The organism is Rhodanobacter denitrificans, assembly GCF_003335105.1.
In the GTDB taxonomy this organism is placed as follows: Bacteria; Pseudomonadota; Gammaproteobacteria; order Xanthomonadales; family Rhodanobacteraceae; genus Rhodanobacter; species Rhodanobacter denitrificans_A.
The window spans coordinates 147,679-172,148 of the sequence record NZ_QFWQ01000007.1; the positions used below are offsets into that span (position 1 = coordinate 147,679).

Annotated in this window: 19 protein-coding genes and 1 pseudogene; 9 read left to right on the plus strand and 11 right to left on the minus strand. The window is 68.9% G+C overall.

Translation table 11 applies throughout. The annotated features are described in order from the left end of the window. Positions 1-2: 2 nt before the first annotated feature. Entirely contained in the window at positions 3-1,559 is a 1,557-nt protein-coding gene (locus tag DEO45_RS12515; protein ID WP_114344171.1) for a tetratricopeptide repeat-containing sulfotransferase family protein, read from the minus strand. A gap of 207 nt (positions 1,560-1,766) precedes the next feature. On the opposite strand from DEO45_RS12515, the gene DEO45_RS12520 reads away from it, so the two are divergent. The 3 genes from DEO45_RS12520 to DEO45_RS12530 all read left to right on the plus strand — a co-directional run bounded on the left by DEO45_RS12520 (position 1,767) and on the right by DEO45_RS12530 (position 5,794). After that, positions 1,767-2,153 carry a carboxypeptidase-like regulatory domain-containing protein gene (locus DEO45_RS12520; RefSeq protein ID WP_114344173.1) on the plus strand — a complete coding sequence of 129 codons (387 nt, stop codon included), beginning with the start codon at positions 1,767-1,769 and terminating at the stop codon, positions 2,151-2,153. A gap of 79 nt (positions 2,154-2,232) precedes the next feature. Beyond that, entirely contained in the window at positions 2,233-3,468 is a 1,236-nt protein-coding gene (locus DEO45_RS12525; RefSeq protein WP_114344175.1) for a multifunctional CCA addition/repair protein, read from the plus strand. Between the two features lie 73 nt (positions 3,469-3,541). Continuing rightward, positions 3,542-5,794: an LTA synthase family protein gene (locus tag DEO45_RS12530; RefSeq protein WP_223250864.1), complete on the plus strand. Its 2,253-nt coding sequence runs from the start codon at positions 3,542-3,544 to the stop codon at positions 5,792-5,794. On the opposite strand, the gene DEO45_RS12535 is transcribed toward DEO45_RS12530, so the two are convergent. The 3 genes from DEO45_RS12535 to DEO45_RS12545 all read right to left on the minus strand — a co-directional run bounded on the left by DEO45_RS12535 (position 5,771) and on the right by DEO45_RS12545 (position 9,649). Then, the gene (locus DEO45_RS12535; RefSeq protein ID WP_114344179.1) at positions 5,771-6,181 is read right to left on the minus strand and encodes a VanZ family protein; all 411 of its coding nucleotides are present in this window, start codon (positions 6,179-6,181) and stop codon (positions 5,771-5,773) included. The genes DEO45_RS12530 and DEO45_RS12535 overlap by 24 nt on opposite strands. Positions 6,182-6,189: 8 nt before the next feature. Beyond that, positions 6,190-7,383 carry a class I SAM-dependent methyltransferase gene (locus tag DEO45_RS12540; protein WP_114344181.1) on the minus strand — a complete coding sequence of 398 codons (1,194 nt, stop codon included), beginning with the start codon at positions 7,381-7,383 and terminating at the stop codon, positions 6,190-6,192. Positions 7,384-7,462: 79 nt separating this feature from the next. After that, positions 7,463-9,649: a TonB-dependent receptor gene (locus DEO45_RS12545; protein ID WP_114344183.1), complete on the minus strand. Its 2,187-nt coding sequence runs from the start codon at positions 9,647-9,649 to the stop codon at positions 7,463-7,465. A 185-nt stretch (positions 9,650-9,834) separates the two neighbouring features. Between DEO45_RS12545 and DEO45_RS12550 the strand changes: the two genes are divergently transcribed. Both DEO45_RS12550 and DEO45_RS12555 read left to right on the plus strand, forming a co-directional pair. Then, positions 9,835-10,497, plus strand: coding sequence for a hypothetical protein (locus DEO45_RS12550; protein ID WP_223250865.1), 663 nt, complete (start codon positions 9,835-9,837; stop codon positions 10,495-10,497). 66 nt (positions 10,498-10,563) lie between these two features. Continuing rightward, positions 10,564-11,310, plus strand: coding sequence for a pteridine reductase (locus DEO45_RS12555; protein WP_114344409.1), 747 nt, complete (start codon positions 10,564-10,566; stop codon positions 11,308-11,310). Between the two features lie 90 nt (positions 11,311-11,400). Here DEO45_RS12555 and DEO45_RS12560 read toward each other — a convergent pair whose 3' ends face one another. The 3 genes from DEO45_RS12560 to folB all read right to left on the minus strand — a co-directional run bounded on the left by DEO45_RS12560 (position 11,401) and on the right by folB (position 13,188). After that, entirely contained in the window at positions 11,401-12,261 is an 861-nt protein-coding gene (locus DEO45_RS12560; protein ID WP_114344185.1) for a DUF6159 family protein, read from the minus strand. A 79-nt stretch (positions 12,262-12,340) separates the two neighbouring features. Further along, entirely contained in the window at positions 12,341-12,829 is a 489-nt protein-coding gene (folK, locus tag DEO45_RS12565) for a 2-amino-4-hydroxy-6-hydroxymethyldihydropteridine diphosphokinase (protein WP_114344187.1), read from the minus strand. Then, positions 12,829-13,188 (minus strand): dihydroneopterin aldolase, encoded by a 360-nt coding sequence (gene folB, locus DEO45_RS12570; protein WP_114344190.1) that lies wholly within the window; start codon positions 13,186-13,188, stop codon positions 12,829-12,831. Before folB ends, folK begins: the two co-directional genes overlap by 1 nt. A 95-nt stretch (positions 13,189-13,283) precedes the next feature. Here folB and dbpA point away from each other — a divergent pair, with 95 nt between their 5' ends. Continuing rightward, on the plus strand, positions 13,284-14,663 hold the full coding sequence (dbpA, locus tag DEO45_RS12575) for an ATP-dependent RNA helicase DbpA (protein ID WP_114344193.1): 1,380 nt from the start codon (positions 13,284-13,286) through the stop codon (positions 14,661-14,663). Between the two features lie 29 nt (positions 14,664-14,692). Then, the gene (locus DEO45_RS12580; RefSeq protein ID WP_114344195.1) at positions 14,693-15,463 is read left to right on the plus strand and encodes a glutaminyl-peptide cyclotransferase; all 771 of its coding nucleotides are present in this window, start codon (positions 14,693-14,695) and stop codon (positions 15,461-15,463) included. A gap of 12 nt (positions 15,464-15,475) precedes the next feature. Here the strand turns inward: DEO45_RS12580 and DEO45_RS12585 are convergent, their stop codons facing one another. From DEO45_RS12585 to DEO45_RS12595, 3 genes are read right to left on the minus strand one after another with little or no spacing between them, the layout of a single operon-like run. Further along, a complete protein-coding gene (locus tag DEO45_RS12585; RefSeq protein ID WP_114344198.1) occupies positions 15,476-16,192 on the minus strand; it encodes a c-type cytochrome in 717 nt (238 codons plus the stop codon). An 11-nt stretch (positions 16,193-16,203) separates the two neighbouring features. Further along, a complete protein-coding gene (locus DEO45_RS12590) occupies positions 16,204-18,822 on the minus strand; it encodes an MtrB/PioB family outer membrane beta-barrel protein (RefSeq protein WP_114344200.1) in 2,619 nt (872 codons plus the stop codon). A 12-nt stretch (positions 18,823-18,834) separates the two neighbouring features. Continuing rightward, positions 18,835-19,968, minus strand: a complete 1,134-nt coding sequence (locus tag DEO45_RS12595; protein ID WP_114344202.1) for a DmsE family decaheme c-type cytochrome — start codon at positions 19,966-19,968, stop codon at positions 18,835-18,837. A 246-nt stretch (positions 19,969-20,214) separates the two neighbouring features. On the opposite strand from DEO45_RS12595, the gene DEO45_RS12600 reads away from it, so the two are divergent. Next, positions 20,215-21,177, plus strand: coding sequence for a LysR substrate-binding domain-containing protein (locus DEO45_RS12600; RefSeq protein ID WP_189339744.1), 963 nt, complete (start codon positions 20,215-20,217; stop codon positions 21,175-21,177). A gap of 9 nt (positions 21,178-21,186) precedes the next feature. Here DEO45_RS12600 and DEO45_RS12605 read toward each other — a convergent pair whose 3' ends face one another. Next, the gene (locus tag DEO45_RS12605; RefSeq protein WP_114344207.1) at positions 21,187-22,419 is read right to left on the minus strand and encodes a TIGR03862 family flavoprotein; all 1,233 of its coding nucleotides are present in this window, start codon (positions 22,417-22,419) and stop codon (positions 21,187-21,189) included. An 803-nt stretch (positions 22,420-23,222) separates the two neighbouring features. Here DEO45_RS12605 and DEO45_RS12610 point away from each other — a divergent pair. Continuing rightward, positions 23,223-24,470, plus strand: a pseudogene (locus tag DEO45_RS12610) (pre-peptidase C-terminal domain-containing protein); the annotation flags it as partial.

The following is a 24,470-nucleotide window of genomic DNA, read 5'->3' on the forward strand; positions in this document are numbered from 1 at the left end:
CCTCAGGCGCCGCCCAGCAACTTCCGCAGGTGGTCCAGCTCGTTGCCGTACAGAGCCCCGCGCGCCACGTCCGCACGCACGCCGCGCTCGCTCCGCAGGCTGGCCACGCAGGCCGGATCGTCGTCCAGCCCGCAGAACGCCAGCACCCCGCGCAGCTGCTCCTCCGGCCCGGCCAGCAGCGACTCGCTGGCCAATTCATGCACGCGCCCGGGATACAGCTTCTCCCAATGACGCATCATGCGATCGTAGTCGTGCCAGTAGCCGGCGAGGTCGTCCAGCGCGTAACTGAACTCGTTGCCGCTGGCGAACAGCTGGCTGTAGCAGTCGAAACAGGTCTCCAGCGCGTCGCGCCGCACGTTCACCACGCGCGCCTGCGGCAGCATCGTCATGGCCGCACCGAGCATCCGCCAGTTCGGCAGGCAGGCATCGAACAGCCACGGCTTGCCGCTGCGGCCGGACGCGCTGCGTGCCAGGTAGTCGCGGCCCAGCCGCGCCCAGTCGTCCGGCGTCTGCGTGCCCGCGCGCCGTACGCCCGCCGGACCGCGGCGCAACGACTCGGCCTCGATCACCCGCTGCAGATGGGGTTGGTCGTCGCCGGCGGCCTGCGGATGCGCGGCAAGCGAACGCGCCACCAGCGCCGCGCCGGAACACGGCAGGCCCACCACGAACACCACCTGCCCTTCCGGCAATGCCTCCCGCGCGCCGTTCAGCGGCCTGGCGAAGGCCGCCAGCACGGCCTCGATATGGGCGTGCTCCACGCCCGCGTTCCACTGCAGCTGCCGGCGCACCTGCGCGTTGGCCTTGCGCAGCACGCGGAACGCCTCGTGGAATTCGCACTGGTCCTCCAGCGCCCGTGACAGCACGAAGCCCAGCGCGGTGCGCACCGCGGGCATCGGCAATGCGGTCTGCAGCACCTGCCGCAGCCGGGCGACATCGTCCGCGCCAAAGCGCTCGCCCGCCAGGTTGCACAGGCCGGTCCATGCCTCCGCGCTGGCCGGCCGGCGTTGCAGCACATCGCGGTAATTCGCCGCCGCCTGCGCCGCTGCGCCGACGCCGGCCTGCGCTTCGGCCAGCACCAGACGCGCGACAGGGTGATCCGGATCGTGGTCGAGTACCCGATGCAACGCGGTGATTGCGCCGGCCGGCCGGCCCAACGCAAGCAGCATCTGGCCGTAGTTGAACCAGCCGGGCGCGAAATCCGGCGCCAGCCCGCAGGCACGTCGCAGCGCGGCCAGCGCGGCTTCCGGCTCGCCCATCGACTGCAACGCAATGCCCAGGTTCATCTGCGCCAGCGCGTCGTTGGGATTCTGCGCCACCGCCTGTCGCAGGTTCGCCACCGCCGGCACATGCTCGCCTCGCAACTGCTGCACCACGCCCAGCAGCCGCCGCGCCTCCGCACAAGCCGGCTCCCGCCCGAGCAGCTCCGCCAGCAACGCCTCGGCCTGCTCCGGTTGCCGGCGGTCGATCGCGTCCACCGCTTCGTCGAGCTGCCGCACCAGTTCCGCCGACAGGCCCGCGGCACGATCCCGCAACAGCGGATGAGCCTGTTTATCCACCATGCCCGGGAGCCCCCTGTGGCCACCTTTCACTTCATGGCGCCAGCTTACGTGAGGGGGAAGGCGGCATAAAGCCACGCGGCGCACGGGCCGGAACACGGACTCCGCCGGCGGCCTCGAAAATGGTTAGGCTTCCGCCCACCACGGTCTTTCCCGACGCTTCCCTTTGCCGTGGCGCGTTTCGAAGCCGAAGCTGCCGGAGTCGATCCCATGTGGCATGGAATCCGTGCGTATGTCCTGGGCAGCGGTGCGATCGCCGTGCTGGCATGGGCCTGCATGGGCGCGAGCGCGGTCACCGCAGTGGGCGGGACGGTGCGGCTGTCGCCCGCCGGGCCCGGGCCGCAGCGCGCCGGCGCGCCGGCCACGAGTCCCTACCGAGGGGCAGTGGTGCAGCTGCGCAACGCCGGTGGCCGCGTCGTGGCCCACGCGGCCACCGACGAGCAAGGGCAGTTCATGGTGGCCGTGCCGGCGGGCACGTACGAGGTGCGGGTCGATGTCGGGCACGCCGCGTGGCCGCGCTGCGAAACGGTCGAGGCCACGGTCCGCGCGAACCGGATCGCCCGCGTGGCCATCGTCTGCGATTCCGGGATGCGCTAGGCGGCCTTCGCCCTGTGGCGCGCGGCATCGCACAGCGCCGGATCTGGGGCGCGACGCAGCCTCGTGGCAGAATCCCCGCATGCATATCTACCTGGTCGGCGGCGCGGTCCGCGACAAGCTGTTGAACCGCCCCGTGGTCGACCATGACCATGTGGTGGTCGGCGCGTTGCCGGAGCAGTTGCTGGCGCTGGGCTATACCCCGGTGGGCAAGGACTTCCCGGTGTTCCTGCACCCCGAAACCGGCGAGGAATACGCGCTGGCGCGCACCGAGCGCAAGAGCGGGCGCGGCTACCACGGCTTCGTGTTCCAGGCCGACCCGACGATCACGCTGGAACAGGACCTGGCCCGGCGCGACCTCACCATCAACGCGATCGCCGAGGACGAGCACGGCGCGCTGACCGATCCGTTCGGCGGCCGGCGCGATATCGAGGCGCGCATGCTGCGCCACGTGTCGCCCGCGTTCGTCGAGGATCCGGTGCGGGTGCTGCGGGTGGCGCGCTTCGCCGCCCGCTTCGCGCCGCTGGGTTTCAGCGTGGCCGACGAGACGATGGCGCTGATGCGGCGGATGGTGGCGGACGGCGAGATCGACCACCTGGTGCCGGAGCGCGTGTGGGCGGAGATGCGCAAGGCGCTGGGCGAGGCGCAGCCGTCGGCCTTCCTGCGCGTGCTGCGCGCGTGCGGTGCGCTGGCGGTGCTGCTGCCCGAGGTGGACACGCTGTACGGCGTGCCGCAGCGCGCGGAGTTCCACCCGGAGATCGACACCGGCGTGCATGTGGAGATGGTGCTGGACGCCGCGGCACGGCTGGCGCCGGGCGACGACGTGGTGGGCTTCTGTGCCCTGACCCACGACCTCGGCAAGGCCCTGACGCCGGCCGGCGAGTTGCCGCGCCACATCGGCCACGAGCATCGCGGGGTGGCGCCGCTGCGCGCGCTGGCGGCGCGGCTGAAGGTGCCGAACGAGCATGCCGCGCTGGCCGAGCTGGTCTGTCGCGAGCATCTGAACGCGCACCGCGCGTTCGAGCTGAAGCCGGCCACGGTGCTGAAGCTGCTGCTGGTGCTGGACGCGCTGCGCCGGCCGGCCCGGCTGGAAGCCTTCCTCGCCGCCTGCGCGGCCGACAAGCGCGGCCGGCTCGGCCATGGCGACGACGACTACCCGCAGGCGGCGTACCTGCGCGCCGCGCGTGCGGCGGCCGCGGCGGTGGACGCCGGCGGCTTCGTCGGGCAAGGCCTGACCGGCCCGGCGATCGGCCAGGCGATGGAGCGGGCTCGCCTCGAGGCGATCGCCGCGCTGCGGGCCAATCCTGCGCCAGGCTGATCCACGGTATAAAGGCCGGATATCCATGCCCGCCGGGCATGCATCACCCTCATGTTCTCAGCTGGAGTTGCCTGTGCCGCGTGCCTTCACCCCGACCTCGCCCCTGCGTCAGCGCTTCCGCCCGTTGTGGTGGCTGGCCGTCGTTTTCCTGGTCGTCTCGCTGGCCACCCGCGTGGTGCTGCTGGCGATGTCCGGCAGCGAGGTGCCGCATACGCCGCTGAACCTGCTGTACGCGTTCGGCGTGGGCCTGGGCTACGACCTGGTCACCTTCGTCTATGTGGCGTGGCCGATGGTGCTGTTCCTGTGGCTGGTGCCGACGCGGCACGCCACCGTGTCCGGGCTGGCTCGATGGCTGGCGTGGCTGCTGCTGCTGGCGCTGGTCTACGCATTGTGCCTGGGCGCGCTGTACCTGCATTACCGCGCGCACCTGGGCATGACCTGGCCACTGGTGCTGCCGTTCCTGCTGGTGCTGCCGCTGCCGGGCTTCGCCTATGCCTCGCGCACGGGCCAGTGGGTGCTGTACGGGCTGGCCCTGCTGCTGCTGTACGGGCTGCTGTTCGTGGCGGCGTCCGAGCTGGTGTTCTGGAACGAGTTCAGCGTGCGCTTCAACTTCATCGCGGTGGACTATCTCGTCTACACCAACGAGGTGATCGGCAACATTCGCGAGTCCTACCCGATCGGGCGCTGGCTGGCGCTGCTGGCGGTGGGTACGCTGGTGCTGTTCGCGGTCGGCCGGCGCGCCCTGCGCGTGCGCGACGACGGCAGCCGCTTCTGGCAGCGCGGCAAGGTGGCCTTGCTGTGGCTGCTGCTGACGGCGGTTTCGACGGCCGCGGTGAACGGCAGCATGAAGGACCGCACCGGCAACAACTACGTCAACGAGCTGGCCGGCAACGGCATCTACCAGTTCTTCAATGCGTTCCGCAGCAGCCACCTCGACTACGCGAAGTTCTACCGCACGCTGCCGGACGACGAGGCGTTCCGCCGCGTGCGCGAGATGCTGAAGACGCCCGAGGCGACCTACGTCAGCGACGATCCGCGTGACCTCACCCGCGCGATCCGCCGGCTCGGCCCGGAGAAGCACCTCAACGTGGTGCTGATCAGCGTGGAGAGCCTGTCCGGCGACTACCTGGGCACGTTCGGCAACCGGGACCACATCACGCCGTACCTCGACGCACTGGTCGGCCAGAGCCTGTTCTTCGACAACCTCTACGCGAACGGCACGCGCACCGTGCGCGGGCTGGAGGCGCTGTCGCTGTCGGTTCCGCCCACGCCCGGCGATTCGCTGCTGAAGGAACAGGGCAACGAGAACCTGTTCTCGCTGGCCACCGTGTTCAACGACCGCGGCTACCAGTCGGACTTCGTCTACGGCGGCTACGGCGAGTTCGACAACATGAACTATTTCTTCAGCCACAACGGCTATCGCGCGGTGGACCGGCGCGATATCCCGAAGACCGCCGCGATCCACAGCGAGAACGTGTGGGGCGTGGCCGACGAGGACCTGTACACGCTGGCGCTGGGCCAGATGGACCGGGTCCATGCCGAAGGCAAGCCGTTCTTCCTGCATATCATGACCACCTCCAACCACCGGCCATACACCTTCCCCGCCGGCCGCGTGCAGCAGGCCAACGGCACCCGCCTGGGCGCGGTGGCGTATACCGACTGGGCGATCGGCGACTTCATCCGGCGCGCGCGCGAAAAGTCGTATTTCGACGACACCGTGTTCGTGATCACCGCCGACCACTGCGCCTCCAGCGCGGGCAAGACCAGCGTGCCGGTGAACCGCTACCACGTGCCGCTGTGGATCTACGCGCCGAAGCACGTCCCGCCGCAGCGGGTGGCGCGGTTGATGGGCCAGGTCGACATCGCGCCGACCCTGCTCGGCCTGCTCAACTTCAGCTACCGCTCGCGCTTCTTCGGCTACGACCTGTTCCAGCTCGAGCCCGGGCGCGAACGCGCATTTCCGGCCACCTACGAGAAGCTCGGCTACCTGCACCGCGACGTGCTCACCGTACTGGAGCCGCAGCGCAAGCTGGAGCAGATGAAGCCGGACTACGCCAGCGGCGACGCCACCCCGATCGTGCCGCAGGACGAAGAACAGATCGACCAGGCGGTGGCCTACTACCAGGTTGCCAGCGAGCTGTTTAGGCGCGGCCAGCTGGTGCGCCGGCCGGAGGATTCGACGCGGGTGCCGCCGTTGCCGGCGGAGGCCGCCACTGCACCCGCACCGGCCGGTTCGGTGCCTGCACCCGCCGGTTCGGTGCCGGCGCCGGCCAGCTCGGCGGCGGCGCCCGCCGCGGCTGGCTCAGTCCCGCTGCCGGCGCACTGAGTGCGCTTCCACGCTCGCCAGCACGCTGGCGAGCGGTGTGCGCAGCAGGAGCAGTGCGACCAGGATGCCGACGCCATCGGCCAGCACGTCCAGCGCATCGGCGTCGCGCGGCGGATCCAGCCACTGCGCGAATTCGATGAAGACGCCGAACGCCAGGCAACCCAGCGCCGCCCAGACGCGCGGGCGGCGCGCACGGTAGACGTTGCCCCACCAACCCATCAGGCAGCAGAAAGTGGTCGCGTGCAGCAGCTTGTCGCCATAGGGGAACGCCAGCGTGATCGCCGGATCCGGGGTCAGCGCCATCCACAGCGTCCACAGCATGATCAGCGCGCCGAGCCCCACCCACCAGGCATGCCAGTGCAGCCGCACCAGCGGTTCCGCTGGCACGCGTATGCTCAAAGCCGCCCGCCCTGGTCGGCGGCCAGCAGTTCGGCCGGCAGCGGCAGTGCATCGAGGCCGCGCGCCAGCAGCATGGCCTGGAAGCGTTCGCCCATCTGCTCGGGCAGCATCAGCCGCTTCGCCTGCTGCGCCAGCCGGTAGCGGCCGTGCTCGTCGGCGACCTTCGCCTGGGCATCCTCGAACACCTGCTGCAGGCCCGCGCCGATCAGGAACTGCGCTTGCGGCAGGTAACCGGCCACGCCGAAGCCGGCACTGTTGCCGGCCTCCGCCAGCGCGGTGAAATCGACCGACGTGGTGAGGTCGTTCAGGCCCGGCAGGTACAGCGGATCGTTGTGCGCGTGATGGCGGTAGTGCGCCATCAGGGTGCCGTCGTCGCGCTCAGGCAGGTAGTACTCGCGGCGCACGTAGCCGTAGTCGACGAACAGCAGCAGCCCCGCCGTCAGCGCACCGGCCACCGCCTGGATCCAGTACGGCAGCTGCGGCAGGAGCTCCGAGCGGTAGCCGTCGACGAACTCGACGCCGAGGTCGCGCTCGACGTGGCGCACCGCACCGGCCACCAGCGCGTCGGCCGGGCGGTCGACGCGGGTCAGCCGGCCTTCGCCGTCCAGCGCCACGTACTCCTCGTACACCTCGCCCTGGCGCATGGCGAAGCGGGTGGCCGGCAGCGCGTCGATCACCTCGTTGGCGAACAGCACGCCGCGCCAGTCCTGTTCGGGCGGACGATCCAGCCATTGCACGCGGGCGTGGAGTCCGGGCGGCAGGTTCGCGGCGAGCCGCTCGCGCTGGCGTTCGCGCAGGTCGGCGCTGGGTTCCAGGATCAGGTACTGCCGCGGCAGCGCGCCGCCGGCCGCCAGCGCCTTCAGCGCCGCCTCGGCGAACGCACCGCTGCCACCGCCCAGTTCGAGGAAGTCCGCCTCGTCGCCCAGCATCGCCAGCACCGGCTGCACCGCGTTCACCACGCAGCCGGCGAACAGGTCGCCCAGTTCCGGCGCGGTGACGAAGTCGCCGGCCGCGCCGAACTTGGTGCGGCCGGCGCTGTAGTAGCCCAGCCCCGGCGCGTACAGGCAGCGCTCCATGTACTGCGAGAACGGCATCGGCCCGTGCGAGACGATCTGCTCGCGCAGCAGCTGCAGCAGGCGGTCGGAATGGGCGCGCTCGTCGGCACCGGGTTCGGGGAGGCGGTTAGGCATGCGGGCGGCCCTGGAATTCAGGGCCGCAAGGATAGCGGATGCCGCGGAGCCTCCGCGTGACGGCGCCCCGACGCCGCGCTCAGAAATCCTTCTGCAGGCTGAGGAACACGCCGCGGCGCGGGCCGAACTGCGGTGCGCCGACGCCGATGCCGCTGCCGTCGCGCAGCTCATACGTGCGATCGAGCACGTTGAGCAGGGCCAGCTGGGTGTGCAGCTTGCCGAAACGGTCGAAGGCGAAGTCGTGCGAGACATTGAAATTGAGCTGGAAGTACGCCGGCAGCGAGGCGCCGTTCGGCACCGAGCCGTCCTTGCGCAGGCCGCTGCCGAACAGATAGTCGGCGCCGACCCGGGTGCTGTCGTCCAGCGCGTAGCTGATGCCGCCGGACGAGGTGAGCTTCTGGTCGTGGTCAAGGAAGATCCAGTGGTTGTTGACCCAGGCCAGGTCGTCCGGCGCGAAGTTGTACTGGCTGGTGATGATGCGCCGGCCGATCGCCTTGCCGAGCGATGCGTTGAAGTAGGCGGACAGCGGCCCCTGCGCGTAATTGGCAGTGAACTCCAGGCCCTTCACCCGGCCCGCGGCGTAGTTGAAGGTGGAGTAGACCAGGGCGGAGCCGAACTGGCCTTCGTCCTGCAGGCGCTGCACCTTGCGGTAGTAGGCGTCCACGCCGACGGTCCAGGCCGAGCCGATGCTCTGCGAGACGCCGGCGTCGAAGTAGTCCGAGCGCTCGGCCAGCGGCGTGTTGTTGCCGCTGTCCGCCACTGCGTTGGTGGTGCCGTCGAACTTGGCGATGTTGCTGCTGGCGATCATCTCGGTCGCCGGCGGGGTGAAGTAGCGCGAATAGCCGGCGTGCACGGTGGTGCTGCCGGTGGCCTGCCAGACCAGGCCCAGGCGCGGGCTCAGCTGGCTCTCGCTGCGCACCAGCTGGTAGCGGTCGCCGCGCAGACCGTAGTTCAGCGTCCAATTCTCGCCGAGGCTCCACTCGTCCTGCACATAGGCCGACCAGGTCCTGGCGACCAGACGACTGTTGTCGAGGATGTTGATCGGCGTGGTGCTGGTCGGGTTGCCGCCGGCGTCGGCCGGGAATACCCACGCGTCGTTGCCGCTGACCGCACGCTCGAAGCTGCCGTAGATGCCATAGCGCAGCGTGTGGCGGTTACCCAGCGGCGTAGCGAAGTCGGCCTGCAGGGTGCTGGCGCGGTTGCTGCGGCTGACGGCGGAGGCCACGCCGTTGAACATCAGCTCGCCGATCCGGTCCGGCGTGTAGGCGAGGCGGCTGTAACGCTGGCCCACCGACACCTGGTAGCCGGTCGCGCCCAGCTTGCCCTGCAACGCCAGCACGCCGAAGCGGGTGTTCTCGCGCTGGTGGCCGTCGAGATCGGCGGAGTTGAAATCCACCATGTCGAGGTAACCGAACTGCGGCATATAGCCTGGCCGGTTGGGGATCTGGAAGCGGTTGTTGGCAACGCCGAACAGGAAGCTCAGGCGGGTGTCGTTGTCGATCAGGTAGCTGATGTCGCCGAAGCCCTTCGCCTGGTTGGTGTGGTCGTGGATCGGCTTCTTGCTCGGCGTGGGATTCTCGATGCCGACGTCGTTCTCCATGTAGTTGCCGGTAAGGAACCAGCTCCAGCGGTCGTTGCTGCCCCACACCGACGCATTCGGGTTGAGCGTGGCGTTGCTGCCGCCAGTGATGCCCACGCTGCCGCCGTTGCCGAGGTCATGGCCGCTCTTCGTGGTGATGTCGACCACCGCCGCCGTGCGCAGGCCGTACTGCGCCGGCAGCGCGCCGTCGAGCAGCTTCACGGTGTCGATCGTGCGCGCGTCCAGGCTTTGGCCGAAGCCGCCGATCGACTCGGGGATGATCACGCCGTTGATGCGGTACTGCAGGTTCGCGTGGTCGCCGCGCACGTGCAAACCACCGTAGGAGTCCTGCACCACGCCCGGCGCCTGCAGCAGTACCTGGTTCATCGGCGTGGACGCGCCCAGCGGCAGTTGCGCGATCGCCTGGTGGTCGATCACGTACTGGCTGCTGCCGGTATCCGGCGACAACGCGTTGCGCGCCTGGTCCAGCGCGGCCGAGACCGAGACCGCACCCAGCTCCTGCACTTTGGCCGGCTGTTTGTTGCGACTGCCACCGTCGGTCGGATCGTCCCCGTTCGCAGTCATCGCGGGGGCAGCGGCCTTCGTCGCCGGCGGCGCATCGGTGGCATGGACGGTGGTCGTGCCCAGGGCAACGGCGAGGCTCAGGGCAAGCAGGGAAGGATTCATCGGCAATTCCGGCAGGGGTGAATGAGGATGCTTATTTTGTAATGTTATAACATTGCCGAAAGAATTTCCGTTCCGCCTGCGCCACAAGTCATGCCTGCCCGCGAAACCGTTGATCCCTGCTTCATACAACGCCCCTAGACTGCTGGGACGCTTGCCGCAGGCAGCGACATCCCATGGAGCCACGCATGACCCAGCGCAGCCGGCAGGTACCCGCCGTCATCGCACCGGCCGGGCACGGCCGGATTGCCGAGGCGATCCTGGATTTCGTCAGCCACGTGCCGGACAGCACGGTCGCCGACAGCACGGACCCCGCCGGCGCGGCGCGTCGGCTGGCGCGCCGCGCCGCCCGGCGCGCCGCGCTCACCGCCGGCTCGCTGGCGCTGCCGCCCGGTCCGCTGGGCTGGCTGACCCTGCTGCCGGAGTTGCTCGCGATCTGGAAGATTCAGGCGCAGATGGTCAGCGACATCGCCGCGGCCTACGGCCGCCACGCCACGTTGGGCCGCGAACAGATGCTGTGGTGCCTGTTCCGCCACACTACGGCGCAGGCGTTCCGCGACCTGGTGGTGCGCATGGGCGACCGGCTGGTCTTCCGGCAGGCGTCGTACGGCGTGGTCGAGCGCATCGCCAAACAGGTCGGCATCAAGCTCACCCGGCGCACGCTGGGCAGCGGGGTCTCGCGCTGGCTGCCGGTGATCGGCGCGCTCGGCGTCGGCGCCTATGCGCACTACGACACCGGACAGGTCGCCCGCACCGCGATCGCGATGTTCGAGGGCGAGTTCACGTTCGAGGACGCCGGCGCGGCGAGCAGGGCCGACGGACGCGTCGCGCGCCAGTCGCCGGCCGACTGAGCGCGGGGATGACGCGCTGTCGCCTTTGCGGCAAGCTGGGATCTGCCTAGCCGCCGGAGCTGCATGATGTCGCCACGCCATGATCGCCCCGTCGCCCTGATCACCGGCGCCGGCCGGCGCGTCGGCGCCGTCACCGCGCGCACGCTGCACGCGGCCGGCTACGACCTGGCGCTGCACTACCGCCACTCCGCCGACGCCGCCCGCGCGCTGGCTGACGAACTGGAACGACAGCGCGGCGGCAGCACTTTGCTGCTGCAGGCCGAACTGGCCGAACTGGCGACGTTGCCGGCGCTGGTCGAACGGTTGCTGGCGCATTACGGCCGGCTCGACGCGCTGGTCAACAACGCCTCGGCGTTCTTCCCCACGCCGCTGGGCACGGCGACGCCGCCGCAGTGGGACAGCCTGTTCGCCTCCAACGCGCAGGCGCCGTTCTTCCTCAGCCAGGCGGCGATCCCGGCACTGCGCCAGGCGCGCGGCGGCATCGTCAACATGATCGACATCTACGCCGAGCGGCCGCTGGCGGAACACGCCGTGTACTGCATGGCGAAGGCCGCGCTGGCCGCGATGACCCGCTCGCTGGCGCTGGAGCTGGCCCCGGACATACGCGTCAACGGCGTGGCACCCGGCGCAGTGCTGTGGCCCAGCGACGGCAAGCCGTATGCCGATCAGCAGGCGATGCTGGCGCGCACGCCGCTGCAGCGCGCCGGCACGCCGGAGGACGTGGCCGGCGCAGTGCTGTGGCTGCTGCGCGATGCGCCGTTCGTCACCGGGCAGATCATCCGGGTGGACGGCGGACGCACCTTGTCGGTGTGAGTGGGTGCGGAGGGCTTCACCCCCCACCCCAGCCCTGCCTGCGACCGAAGGAAGTCCCTTCAGCTGCAGGCAGGGGAGGAGTTCACGCTGTCACTTCTTCTTCGGCGCGAAGGCCTGCTGCAGCAGCGCCTGGTCGAAGCCGACGCTGGCCTCGCCTGCTTCCGCGTAACGGTACAGCGCGGCCGAGTAGATGCCCTGCAGCGAGGCCTGGATCAGGCCGAGCAGGGTCAGCCCCAGCACCACCACGACCGCCGCCAGCACGATCGCCGCGGCCGACTGCAGCGCGACCGCGCCGCCGATCAGCACGGCACCGAACAGCACCGCCAGCAGCATCAGCAGGCCGAACACCACGCCGATGCCGCCGTTGCCGATCAGGTTCTCGCCCCAGCTGCGCTTCAGCAGCTCCACGCTGCGCTTCACCGCATCGACCGGACCGGTGCCTTCGCTGGCCAGCACCGGCACCACCAGGAAGGTGGCCACGGTCCAGGCCAGCCCGATGAAGCCGACCACCAGCCGGCCGATCAGGCCAAGCCGCTCCTGGATCATCCGCAGCAACAGGCCGACGGTGGCGGCGATCAGCGCGTAGCCGAGGATCTGCGGCAGCCTCGCGCGGGCCAGCGCGAAGCCTTCGCCTACGCTGGCCGGCTCGCCGCGCAGGCGCATCAGCGCCACGCCGGTCAACGCGGTCTGGAAGAAGATGATCACGAAGTACTGCACCAGGTAGAAACAGAACAGCAGCAGGTAGGTACCTGCCGTCATGCCCTGCTCGAAGCGCTGGCCGGCGTCCACGTGGCCGACCATCATCAAGGCCGCCGGGATCAGGAAACTGGCCGCCACCACCAACGTGCACAGACCCGACAGCAGCGGAAACACCAGCAACGACTTGTCCGAACGCAACACCGCCGCGCTCGCCTTCAGCAACGCCCAACTACGTGCAAATTTACCGGCCATGCGTGTCTCCCCCCTTCGTCCGTGGATCGTGAGTGGCTCTTTCTAGCACCCGCCGCAGCCATGCGACAGTGCGCTTCGCTCAATCCGGCAGTGCCTCGACCTGCAACGGCTCGCGCTGCTGCGGGAATGCCGCCCACAGCTCGGCCATGCTCCGCCCGCTGACCGGATGCCGGAACGCCGGCGCGATGTCCGCGATCGGCCGCAGCACGAACGCGTGCTGCAATTCCCTGCGCGGGATCTGCAGGTGGCCGGGACCGTCGAGCACCAGGGCGTCGTAGAACACGATGTCGATGTCCAGCGTGCGGTCCGCATAGCGCGGCACGTCGCGGCGGCGGCCATGGCGGTCCTCCAGCGCATGCAGCCAGTCGTTCAGCGCCTCGGGCGACAGCTCGGTATCCAGCCCGACCGCGAGGTTGACGAAGTCCGCGCCATCGAAACCCACCGAGCGGCTGCGATACGCCGGCGAGACGTCGATCCCGCCGAAACGCCCGCGCAACGCGCCGATCGCCGCCGGCAGGTGTTGCTGCGGTTCGAGGTTGGAGCCCAGGCTCAGGTAGACCCGCGCCATTAGTGCGTGCGCGCGCCGCGTTCGATGCACACGCCGACGGCTTTCGCGCCGCGCACCGCGCCGGGCTTGGACAGCTTCAGGCGCACCCAGACCACGCCAAACTCCTCGCGGATGATCGCCGCGCAGCGCTCGGCCAGCGTCTCGACCAGGCCGAAGCTGGACGCGCCGACGTAATCGATCAGCCGCTTGGATACGTCCTTGTAGTTCAGCGTGTGCGCAATATCGTCGCTGGCCGCCGGCACGGTGTTGTCGAATGCCATCTCGATGTCGAACGCCAGCGTCTGCCGCACGCGGCGCTCCCAGTCGTAGATGCCGATGACGGCGTCGATGCGCAGGTCTTCGATGAAAACGATGTCCATGGCGGCGATTCGTGGGGCGACGGCCATACAGGGTCCGCGAGCTGGCGGCCGGATGCAAGCCCGTGCCACGCCGGCCGCCATGCGATCATGCGCATATGACCGCCTTCAGCACGCTCCCGCTCAAACCCGCCCTGCTCGCCAGCGTCGACACGCTCGGCTACGCCGAGATGACCCCGGTGCAGGCGCAAAGCCTGCCGCCGATGCTGCAAGGGCGCGACGTGATCGCGCAGGCGCAGACCGGCAGCGGCAAGACCGCCGCGTTCGGGCTGAGCCTGCTGCAGATGCTGGACGCGGACACGATCCGGCTGCAGGCGCTGGTGCTGTGCCCCACCCGCGAACTGGCCGACCAGGTCAGCAAGGCGATCCGCAAGCTGGCCGCGAACATCCCGAACGTGAAGCTCCTGACCCTGTGCGGCGGCATGCCACTGGGGCCGCAGCTCGCCTCGCTCACCCACGATCCGCACATCGTGGTGGGCACGCCCGGCCGCGTGCAGGAACACCTGAAGCGCGGCAGCCTGCACGGCGGCGGCATCAAGGTGCTGGTGCTGGACGAGGCCGACCGCATGCTCGACATGGGTTTCAGCGAGGCGATCGACGACATCATCGGGCGCATCGCGAAGCACCATCAGACCCTGCTGTTCTCCGCGACGTATCCGGACGAGATCCGCGCGGTGAGCCAGCATGTGCAGAAGGACCCGGTCGAGATCACGGTGGAAGCGCCGGCCGAGCAAAGATCAGCGATCGAGCAGCAGTTCATCGAGGTGGAGCCGGCGCAGAAGCCCGATGCGCTGGCGCAGCTGCTCGCCGGCGAACGCGGCCAGCACGCGCTGGTGTTCTGCAACATGCGCCGCGACGTCGACGCGGTGGCGCAGGAACTGGACCGTCGCGGCTACTCCGCGCTGGCCCTGCACGGCGACATGGAACAGCGCGACCGCGACGAAGTGCTGGTGCGCTTCGCCAACCACAGCTGCGCGGTGCTGGTGGCCACCGACGTGGCCGCGCGCGGGCTGGACATCGCCGCGCTGCCGCTGGTGCTGAGCTACGACGTCGCGCACGACCCGGACACCCACACCCACCGCATCGGCCGCACCGGTCGCGCCGGCGAATCCGGCCTGGCGATCACGCTGTGCACGCCGCGCGAGCGGCCGAAGGCGGCGAACATCGAGGAACTCTGCGGCGAGCCGCTGCCGTGGCGTGCGCTGAAAGTCGCGCCACCGCGCGGCAAGACCCTGCACCTGGCGCCGATGAAGACGCTGGTGATCGACGCCGGCCGCCAGGACAAGCTGCGCCCCGGCGACATCCTCGGCGCGCTCACCGGCGACGCCGGGCTGGAGGCGAAGGACATCGGCAAGATCGACGTGTTCGCCACCCGTGCCTACGTGGCGATCAGCCGTGCGCTGGCGAACAAGGCGCTGGAACGCCTGCGCGCGGGCAAGATCAAGGGCCGCAACTTCCGCGTGCGTCCGCTAGGCTAGGCTTCCGCCACTCACCCGGAAGCCATCCGATGCTGCGCCGGTTCACCTGCCTCCTCGCCCTGCTCGCCTGCGCCGCCGCGCACGCCGTCGACATCCCGGTCTACGGCTACCGGGTCGTGCACGCCTACCCGCACGACACCGGCGCGTATACCGAAGGCCTGTTCTACAAGGACGGCTATCTCTACGAAAGCACCGGCGAGAAGGGCTCGTCGACGGTGCGCAAGGTGGCGCTGCGCAGCGGCGAGACAGTGCAGCGGCACAACCTGCCGGCGCGCTACTTCGGCGAAGGCATCATCGACTGGAAGGACCGCCTGGTGCAGCTCACCTGGCAGAGCGGTACCGGCTTCGTCTACGACCTGGCCAGCTTCGAGCTGCGCCACACCTTCCGTTACGAAGGCGAGGGCTGGGCGCTGACCCGCGACGACACGCACCTGTACATGAGCGACGGCACGCCGGTGCTGCGCGTGCTCGATCCGGAAACGCTTGAGGTGGTTCGCCGCATCCACGTCACCGCCGACGGCGCGCCGGTGACCAACCTCAACGAACTGGAATGGGTGGACGGCGAGATCTACGCGAACGTGTGGCTCACCGACCGCATCGCGCGGATCGACCCGACCAGCGGCCATGTGGTGGGCTGGATCGACCTCGGCGGGCTATTCGACAACAGCCAGCTGCCGAATCCCGGCGACGACGTGCTCAACGGGATCGCCTGGGACGCGAAACACAGGCGCCTGTTCGTCACCGGCAAGTGCTGGCCGAAGCTGTTCGAGATCCAACTGGTGAAGCGTCCGGCACGCTGAGCCCGGGCAGCGTCACAGCGCATCGAGGTAGGCGGACAACGTCTGCACCTCCTCGTCGCCCAGCGTGGCGGCCACGCCCTGCATCACCTTCGCATTGCTGCTGCCGGCACGCGCGCCATTCTTGAAGTCGCCCAGTTCCTTGGTCACGTACAGGCTGGACTGGCCACGCAGACGCGGGTAGGTCGCCCATGGCGGTTGTGGCGCGCTGCTCCAATGTGGCTGCGGACCCAGCCCACCCGGACCATGGCAACCCTGGCACGGTGGAATGCCCTTGGCGGGATCGCCGGCGAGGTACAGCTGCGCGCCGCGCGAGGCGGTATCGGCGTGGCCGGTCGGCTTCGGCGCCAGCGTGGCGTAGTAGCTGGCCAGATCGCGCATGTCGGCGTCGCCCAGCGTGGCGGCCTGGCCAGTCATCACCGGGTCGCTGCGCTGGCCGTCGCGGAAGGCCTTCAGCTGCACGTAGAGGTAGGTGGCCGATTGCCCGGCCAGGTTCGGGAAGTTCGGTGCGATCGCCACGCCCTGCGCGCCATGGCAGGCCGCGCATACCGCGGCCTTGCCCGCGCCGGCCTGGGCGTCGCCGCTGACCGGCTGCATGCGGCGCAGGTCCGCCACCGTGGCGGGCGGTGACGTACCGGCGGCGGTGCCTGCCGCCCGCTGCTGCGCGGTGACGCCGGTGGCGACGCCCGCGCCGAGCAGGAACATCAACAGGAGGCTGGTGCGATTCGTCATCCCGGCGCCCCTCACAGTTTCAGGTTCAGCATCACGCCGACCAGGCTGACGCTGTAGTGCAGCTGGCCGCCCTTGTCGGTATAAAGCCGGTGGTCGTAGCTGAGCGTGTTGTCGAAGCCGGCGTAGTGCCAGTCGCTGAAGGCGCCGGTCTGGTAGCGGCCGAACACGCGCACGCCGACGCTGCGGTTGACGGCGAAGTTCAGGCCGAGGTCGAGTGTGTTGGTGCGGTACTTGTTGTCGGGGAAGCCCGTCGCGGCGGCGGCCACCGCGGCCGGAACGCGGTTGGCCAGCGCACCGATGGTGGCGTAGCTGTAGCCGACGTGGCCGAACGAACCGTTGTAGTCGTAGCGCAAGTCGGCGCGCACGCGGCCGAAATCGTGGCTGAGGCTGAAGCCGCCGTTGCGGTTGCTCTCGCGGTCGAGCTCCCACCACTGGTTCGCGAACGGGTACAGCGGGCCGCCGAGGTTGGGGTCGGTCTGGCCGGGCGTACCCAGCGCCTTGCCGTTGTCCGGACCGTCCGCGTCGTTGACGTTGGCGATGCCCAGACGCGAGCTTTCCGCGCCGAGGTAGGCGTTCACCGTGGTGGCCGGCGTCGGCTGCCAGTCCCACTGCAGGGTGGCGCCGGTGGTGCGTGTGTTCTGCCGCCCGATCAGTGCGTCGTACTGGTCGCGGTTGCCGTAGAAGGTGGCCGAAAGCGTGGCCGACTCGCCCCACGGGTAGGTGATGATCGCGCGCGCCTTGCTCTCGGTGCGGTCGGACAGGTCGTACTTGCGCATGTCGGCGACGGTATGCGCGGCGATACCGTTGACCGGCTCGACGAAGCCGGGCAGTGATTCGGAGAAGAACTGCACATACGGATCGTAGTTGTACCTGTCGCCGTCGCGCTTCGCGTATTCCCAGCTCAGCCGCACGGTGGCGCCGCCGAACACGCCACGGCTGACCCAGTCGAACTTGATGCGCTGGTCGTCCACGCGCCTGCGCTCGCGGTACTTCGGCCAGTTGTGGTCGAAGGTGTAGGTGACGCCGAGCGAGCTCTTGCGGCCGAACTGCCAGTCGCCGCCCAGCTCGAAGAGGGTGTCGGTATAGCCGAACGGGTTGTTGCGCACGGTGACCATGTACGAGCGGTACAGCGGGTTGTTCGGGTCGAAGATGCCGGTCTCGCCCGGCACCACGCTGCCCTGCGAGCCGTTCTCGGAGATATAGCCGTACTGGCCGGTGAGCGGGTTGTAGGCGAGGTAGCGGGTCTTGTCGTCCTCGCGGTACCAGCGCAGCCCGGCGTGCCAGCCGAACGCCGGCGTGGGGTGGAAGGTGACGCGGGCGTCGATGAGGCCGGTGTCGATGCGCGCGTTCGCGTTCTTCCGCGACAGCGCGTCGGTGGTGTTCCAGTTGGCGCACTGGAAGGTGTAGTCCACCGGCGGCGCGATGAAGATGCCGCCCACTCCGGTGCAGGTGGTGGGCGCCAGCAGCGCATCGTTCTGGCGCATCGTGCCCCACGCACCGGACACGCTGAACTGGCCGTTCCACTTCAGCTCGCGCGACAGGTCCAGCCGCACGTTGTGGTAGTCGTTGTCGGGCTCCAGCGAGAACTGGCCGTCCTTGATGTCGGCCACCTGCGGCGTGCCGGCCACGTTGTACAGCGCGAACGGGCTCTCGAAGTTCAGGTGGTCCTTGTGGTTGCGGAAGAACGAGCCGTTGTAGGTGGCCAGGAAATGCCACACCTTGCCGACATTGCGCAGGCTGAGGTTGACGTCGGTGGTGCGGAAGTCGATCGGCCGCACCGTTTCCAGCACACCGCCGTTGTCGGGGAACGGGAAGTTGAAGAACATCGAGCCGCCCCACAGGCGGGTGCCGCTGCGCTTCTCGTTGGTGATCGAGGCCGAGCCGATCCAGTCACGGTACAGCACGCCCTCGTAGCCCAGCCCCGCGCGCGTGCGGGTGAGGCCAATGCTGCGCCGTGGCGCGGCGGCCGACGCCGCGGCCACCTGCGCCGGCGTGCTGGCGCCGGCCACCAGCGGCGCCGGCAGGGTCAGGTCGGTGCTGCCGACGCCGTTCCAGATCGGGTACGCATTGGTCGACACGGTATGCGGCATGTCGCGGTAGAAGCCCTCGACCCGGTAGCTGCCGTAGCGGCCGGCGAGCAGGCGGTAGAACTGGTCGTCGCCGCTGAGGCGGCTGCCGCGCAGCTCGACGTACTGGCCGGTCCGGTGGTTGTGGAAATCGAGCGCGAACAGGCCGAGCACGGCGCCGCTTTTCCAATCGTCGTACTGGCGGAAGTATTCCGCGTTGCGCTCACCGCCCACATGCAGGTAGCCGAATTCCAGCAGCCCGCTGTAGGTCCAGTCACCCGAACCCAGCGGCTTGCCCGCATCTACCCTCGGCGGGTACGGGTACAGCACGCCCGTGGGCGTGCGCAGCATGCCGGGGTGCAGCCAGGACATGCCGTCGGGATCGGCCGGATGCAGCATCGGCGTCCAGCCGCGCAGGTCCAGTCCGTTGCCGTACTGCATGTCGCCCACGCGCATGGTGCCGCTGGTGTCGCCGGCCATCGCGCACTGCATGCCGAACAGGCCGGCCAGCAGCCCCAGCGCCAGGGCTTTCGGCGTCGTGCGATTTCCTTTCTGCGCAAGCATCGTCGGCCTCCGTCACTTGTGGAACTTCGGTCCGGAAGGGTTGTTGGAACCGTGGATGTTGGCGTGGCAGCTGAGGCAGCCGCGGCCCATCAGGCGCTCGTCCGGGAACGGTCCGGTGCCGAGGTTGGCCGCGCTCTGCAGGTCGTTCGGATGGCGCGTCATGGTGTGGCATTGCTGGCACAGCATCGGGATCGGCGCGACCAGCAGGGTCTGCTGGTTGGAGCCGTGCACGTCGTGGCAGTTGAGGCAGTTCTGCCGCACCGGCGCGTGTTCGAACAGGAACGGCCCGCGTTTCTCGGCATGGCAGGTGTAGCAGGTCTCGTTGACGGTGTCGGTCTTCAGCAGCGGCCTGGTGATCGAGCCGTGCGGGTTGTGGCAGTCGGTGCAGGCCATCTGCCCTTCCGGCAGCGGCATGTGCGAGCGGCGGTTGAACTTGGCGCGGATGTCCTGGTGGCAGGTCGCGCAGACTTCGTTGATCGACGACTTCGCCAGCACGCCCTCGGGCGACAGCCTGGCCATCGGGTTGTGGCAATCGGTGCAGGACAGCCCGCGGTTCTGGTGGATCGAGCCGATCCAGTGCTGTCGCGCGCCGCCGGCATGGCAGCTGAGGCATACCCCGGCCTGGACTTGTGGCGAGGTTTTCGCGTCGTGGGTGAAGGCGATGATCAGGCCCGGCGCGGTGGGGTCTTTGGCATGCCCGGAACCTGGGCCGTGACAGCTTTCGCAGGCCGCCTGCGGGCCGGTGTTGGCCGCACCGGCGCGGAACGAGGCCACGTGCAGCGTGTGCGAGGCCTGCACGTTCTCCTGCGCGTGGCATGCCACGCAGCTCTTCGCGCCGATCGCATCGGCGTTCGGGGCCAGCGGGTTGGCCGGGATCGAGGCAGCATCGAACGGGGTGGCCGGGCTGTCGCTCATGCTCGCCTGGTGCGTGTTGCCGGCACGCGCCGCGCCCGCGCCCATGTCGGTGGCCGGCAGCATGCGGGCGATGTCGCTCTGGCTGAGCCCGCCGGCAGGGGCGGCATGTGGATCCGGTGCGGCGCTGCCGCCTGCCTGCTGGGCCTGCACGTCGCGGGCCCCCAGCAGCATGGCGCCGGCACTCAGCGCGGCGCACAGCACGACGGCAGGAAACAGCGAAATCGCACGCATGGCTCGAACCCCTTGGCTAGCGTGAACATCCGAAGCGACCGGCCGACGCCATCCCGCGCGGCACGCGCCCCCAACGCCTGCGGCCATGTCCCGAGGCCGTAGTATTTCCCTCATGCAACGCGATTGATAAGCCCTTTCATGTTGCGTTTAATATCCAAGATCAGTGAACAATTCTTCACGATTTTGCAACGCAGCAAAACATTCCGCCCTCGGGCCGTCCTGACAACGCCACCGCAAGGACATGCCGTGCAGGATCTCAACGACATCTATTACTTCGTACAGGTGGTGGAACTGGGTTCGTTCACCGCCGCCAGCAAGGCGCTGGGCGTGGCCAAGTCGCAGCTGAGCTTCCGCGTGGCGCGGCTGGAGACCAGCCTCGGCGTGCGGCTGATCCAGCGCACCACGCGGCGCTCTCACGTCAGCGAGATCGGCCAGCGCTACTACGAGCAATGCCGGCAGCTGCTGGCCGCCGCCGAGCAGACCCAGCGCGTCATCGACGAAGCCCAGGCCGCACCGCGGGGACGCATCCACGTGGCCTGCCCGGTACTGTTCGCGCAGTTGTTGCTGGCCCCTGTACTGGTCGACTTCCTGCGGCAACATCCCGAGGTGCAGGTCGACCTCGACATCTGCCATCACCAGGCCGACGTGATCGCCGGCGGCTACGACATCGCGTTCCGCGTGCGCGATACGCTCAAGGATTCCAGTCTGGTCATGCGCAGCTATGGCATGGATCCGCAACTTCTGGTGGCCAGTCCCGAGCTGTTGCGACGCCAGGGCCGGCCGCTGCAGCCAATGGACCTGAAACGCCTTTCCAGCGTCGGCGTGATCAATACCGATGGCCGGCATTTCTGGCACCTGCAGGCCGACGACGGCCGCACCCAGCAGATCGAGCACCATCCCAGCCTGGTCAGCGACGATCTGCAAGTGCTGTACCAGGCGGTGATCGGCGGCATCGGCGCGGCGCAGCTGCCGCAGTTCATCTGCCGTGGCCCCATCGCCGAAGGCCGGCTGGTGCCGCTGCTGCCGGCGTGGTCGCTGCCCCCGGGCAACGTGCATGCGGTGTATCCCTCGCGCCACGGCCACACCCCGGCGCTGCGCAGCTTCATCGACTTCGTGGCGCAACACATGCCGCAGGTACTGCGTCGCACCCAGTCGGGCGTGCTGGCAGAGAGCGCGAAGCCCGGGTCGGCGAACCTGCCCGCCGGCTGACGCCGCTGGTTACGTGCACAGCCAGCGGGCCGCAGCACGGCCGGCGATCAGGCCGCTGGCGAAGCAGGCGGTGAGCAGGTAGCCACCGGTGGGCGCCTCCCAGTCCAGCATCTCGCCGGCGCAGAACACGCCGGGCCGGGCGCGCAGCATCAGCTCTTCATCCAGCGCTTCCAGCCGCACGCCGCCGGCCGTGCTGATCGCCTCGGCCACCGGCCGCGGTGCGCGCAGGCGCAGTGGCAACGCCTTGAGGCGCGCCGCCAGCGCCGGCGGATCGGCCAGGGTGGGCTTGTCGGTGAGTTCGAACACCAGCGCGCACTTCGCCGCGTCCAGCCCGGCGCGACGGCGCAGCCAGTCGCCGATGCTGTGCTTGCCGCGCGGCGCGGCGAGGCGTTCGGCCAGCACCGCTTCGTCGTAGCCGGGCACCAGATCCAGCCTCAGCAAGGTCTCGCCGCCTTCCGCGATCTGCTCGCGCAGCTCGGCGCCGATCGCGTAGATCAGGCTGCCCTCGATGCCGTATTCGCTGAGCACGAACTCGCCCTGGCGCGAACGGGCCACGCCGTGGCGATCGACCCAATGCGCCACCACAGGCTTCAGCGGGGCGCCGGCGAAGCGGCTGGCAAGATGTTCGCTCCACGCCACCTCGAAGCCGCAGTTCGCCGGCTGCAACGGCGCGATGTCGATGCCCGCTTGCTTGAGCGGCGTCACCCAGGCGCCATCGGAGCCCAGCTGCGGCCAGCTGGCGCCGCCGAGCGCGAGGACCACCGCATCGGCCGATACCGTGTGTTCGCCCTGCGGCGTGGCGAAGCGCAGCGCGCCATCGCTCCAGCCCTGCCAGCGGTGGTGCATGTGGAAGGCCACGCCCGATTCACGCAGGCGGTGCAGCCATCGGCGCAGCAGCGGCGCCGCCTTCAGGTCGGCGGGAAACACCCGGCCCGAGCTGCCGGTGAAGGTCTCCACGCCGAGCCCGTGCGCCCAGCCACGCAGCGCCTCCGCGTCGAACGCATCGAGCCAGCGCCCCACTTCATCGCATCGCGCCGCATAGCGCTCGGCAAAACGCGCGCGCGGTTCGCCGTGGGTAAGGTTGAGGCCGCCCTTGCCGGCCAGCAGGAATTTCCGTCCGACCGAACCCTTCGCGTCGTACAGGTCGACCGCCACGCCCGCCGCGCACGCAGCCTCGGCTGCCATCAGCCCTGCCGGACCGCCGCCGATGATCGCCAGGCGGTGGGTGTTCGTCCGGTTCATTGGCGCATGGTCGCATGCCGCCCCGGCGGAATGAACTGGCGGCCGGGCCATCCGGCGGCGCTCCGGAGCAACCCGGGCACATTTGGCAGGACGATTCCCGGCAAGGATTCGGCTGAATCGAAAATAAACCGGATTAATCGGCCGGACCGGATTTTATGGACCGCCGCGGCAACAGCCACGTGAAAAGCTGCGAAGCATATTGCGCGACAGCCTTATTTAATATCGTTCCAAACGCACGGAATTACGCGACCTTTGGAACTTGAGGCAGCCTGGCGTACCACTCTTTCGCGCCCGTCCCGACCCTGTCGAAACATTCGCAACGGAAGCGCAATGGATTCATCCATCTATCTGATGCAGCGTCAGGAAATCGTCATGCAGCGCACTCGCTGCGCGACTTATCCAGAGGCATTCGCACAGGCCACCTAGGCACCGTGAAGGTTGAAAATAATTACGATGCGGAGACGCCAACGCAATTACCTGATTACGTGATCTCGATCACCGACCACTTCGAAAAGTCCTATTGACTGGTTTCATCTGCAACTCATACCGTCGCCGCGTTCGCCAATGGGAGTTTGGCGAATGATCCCGTCGCCACGCCTGCAAGACCCATTTCGATTCCGCACTCGGCCCCGAGGAAAACCAGAGGGAGGGTTGGGTGCAGGACACGGGATCGCGGGGCCATCCAAGAACAATTCCTTTGTGCCATGTCTGTCCACGGCACTCCATGCATGAGGCCTCACCGCCCCATCGGGTCCGTTTGTCCTCAAAAACCTTGGGAGTTTGAAATGCCAGGCAATTTTCGATTGAAATCATGGGCCGTCGCGGCGGGAGTCGCGATCGCCGCGGCCGCCGCTCCGGCTGCCGTCCTCGCGGCGACTGCGCAGAGCAACGCCGCGCCTGCGGCGGCCAGCAACCCGACGACCAACCCCTATTCGCCGGCCTATGGGCATGCTTACCGCCATGGCGTGTTTCCCACCAGGGAAGCCCATGCCCGGATGAAGCAGTACCAGGCGCTGCAGGCGACCACCACCACGACCGCCACCGGCACGGAGACGCTGAGCTACGGCGGCGGCGTCGACGGCATCGGCGTCACCAGCGGCACGCCGAAGGTCTATATCGTCGTCTACGGCAGCCAGTGGGGCACGGCCAGCACCAACAGCAGCGGCAACATGACCCTTTCGGGCGACGCCTACGGCGCCGTGCCGTACCTGGAAAGCCTCTTCAAGGGGCTGGGCACCGGCGGCGAGCTGTGGTCGGGCACGATGACCCAGTATTGCGACGGCTCCTCGGTGGCCACCGGTGCCACCTCCTGCCCCAGCGGTGCCCCGAACATCGGCTATCCGACCGGCGGCGCCTTCGTCAACATCTGGTACGACAACTCGGTGGCTTCGCCGTCCAATGCCACCGGCGCACAGCTCGCGCAGGAAGCGATCAAGGCCGCGCAGCATTTCGGCAACACCACGGCGGCCTCCAACCGCTACGTGCAGTACGTGATCCTGTCGCCGAGCGGTACCCATCCGGACGGTTTCAACACCAGCACCGGCCAGTTCTGTGCCTGGCACGACTGGAACGGCGACCAGAACGTGACCTCGTCGGTCGGCGACGTGGCCTTCACCAATATGCCGTACGTGCATGACATGGGCACGAGCTGCGGCATGGACTCGGTCAACGGCAGCGCGGGCGCGCTGGACGGTTTCTCGATCGTGGAAGGCCACGAGTACGCCGAGACCGTCACCGACCAGAACCCGGCCGGCGGCTGGACCAACCACACCGGCGACGCGACCTACAACGGCCAGGAAAACGGTGACGAGTGCGCGTGGATCACCTCCGGCCAGGGCGCCACGGCGAACGTGACCATGGGCAACGGCACCTATCCGATGCAGAGCACCTGGTCCAACGACACCAACGAGTGCGACCTCTCGCATCCGATCGTCGGCGGCAGCAGCAGCGGCGGCACGCCGGTGGCCAACTTCACCGACACGGTGAGCGGCCTGACCGTGAACTTCACCGACACCTCCACCGACAGCGGCGGCACCATCTCGGCGCACTCG

Coding starts and splice junctions, on each gene's coding strand:
- DEO45_RS12590 (WP_114344200.1), bottom strand. CDS start 18,822: ATGCTTGCGCAGAAAGGAAATCGCACGACGCCGAAAGCCCTGGCGCTG.
- DEO45_RS12515 (WP_114344171.1), bottom strand. CDS start 1,559: ATGGTGGATAAACAGGCTCATCCGCTGTTGCGGGATCGTGCCGCGGGC.
- folB (WP_114344190.1), bottom strand. CDS start 13,188: ATGGACATCGTTTTCATCGAAGACCTGCGCATCGACGCCGTCATCGGC.
- DEO45_RS12585 (WP_114344198.1), bottom strand. CDS start 16,192: ATGACGAATCGCACCAGCCTCCTGTTGATGTTCCTGCTCGGCGCGGGC.
- DEO45_RS12605 (WP_114344207.1), bottom strand. CDS start 22,419: ATGAACCGGACGAACACCCACCGCCTGGCGATCATCGGCGGCGGTCCG.
- DEO45_RS12520 (WP_114344173.1), top strand. CDS start 1,767: ATGTGGCATGGAATCCGTGCGTATGTCCTGGGCAGCGGTGCGATCGCC.
- folK (WP_114344187.1), bottom strand. CDS start 12,829: ATGGCGCGGGTCTACCTGAGCCTGGGCTCCAACCTCGAACCGCAGCAA.
- dbpA (WP_114344193.1), top strand. CDS start 13,284: ATGACCGCCTTCAGCACGCTCCCGCTCAAACCCGCCCTGCTCGCCAGC.
- DEO45_RS12560 (WP_114344185.1), bottom strand. CDS start 12,261: ATGGCCGGTAAATTTGCACGTAGTTGGGCGTTGCTGAAGGCGAGCGCG.
- DEO45_RS12545 (WP_114344183.1), bottom strand. CDS start 9,649: ATGAATCCTTCCCTGCTTGCCCTGAGCCTCGCCGTTGCCCTGGGCACG.
- DEO45_RS12540 (WP_114344181.1), bottom strand. CDS start 7,383: ATGCCTAACCGCCTCCCCGAACCCGGTGCCGACGAGCGCGCCCATTCC.
- DEO45_RS12595 (WP_114344202.1), bottom strand. CDS start 19,968: ATGCGTGCGATTTCGCTGTTTCCTGCCGTCGTGCTGTGCGCCGCGCTG.
- DEO45_RS12525 (WP_114344175.1), top strand. CDS start 2,233: ATGCATATCTACCTGGTCGGCGGCGCGGTCCGCGACAAGCTGTTGAAC.
- DEO45_RS12580 (WP_114344195.1), top strand. CDS start 14,693: ATGCTGCGCCGGTTCACCTGCCTCCTCGCCCTGCTCGCCTGCGCCGCC.
- DEO45_RS12555 (WP_114344409.1), top strand. CDS start 10,564: ATGTCGCCACGCCATGATCGCCCCGTCGCCCTGATCACCGGCGCCGGC.
- DEO45_RS12550 (WP_223250865.1), top strand. CDS start 9,835: ATGACCCAGCGCAGCCGGCAGGTACCCGCCGTCATCGCACCGGCCGGG.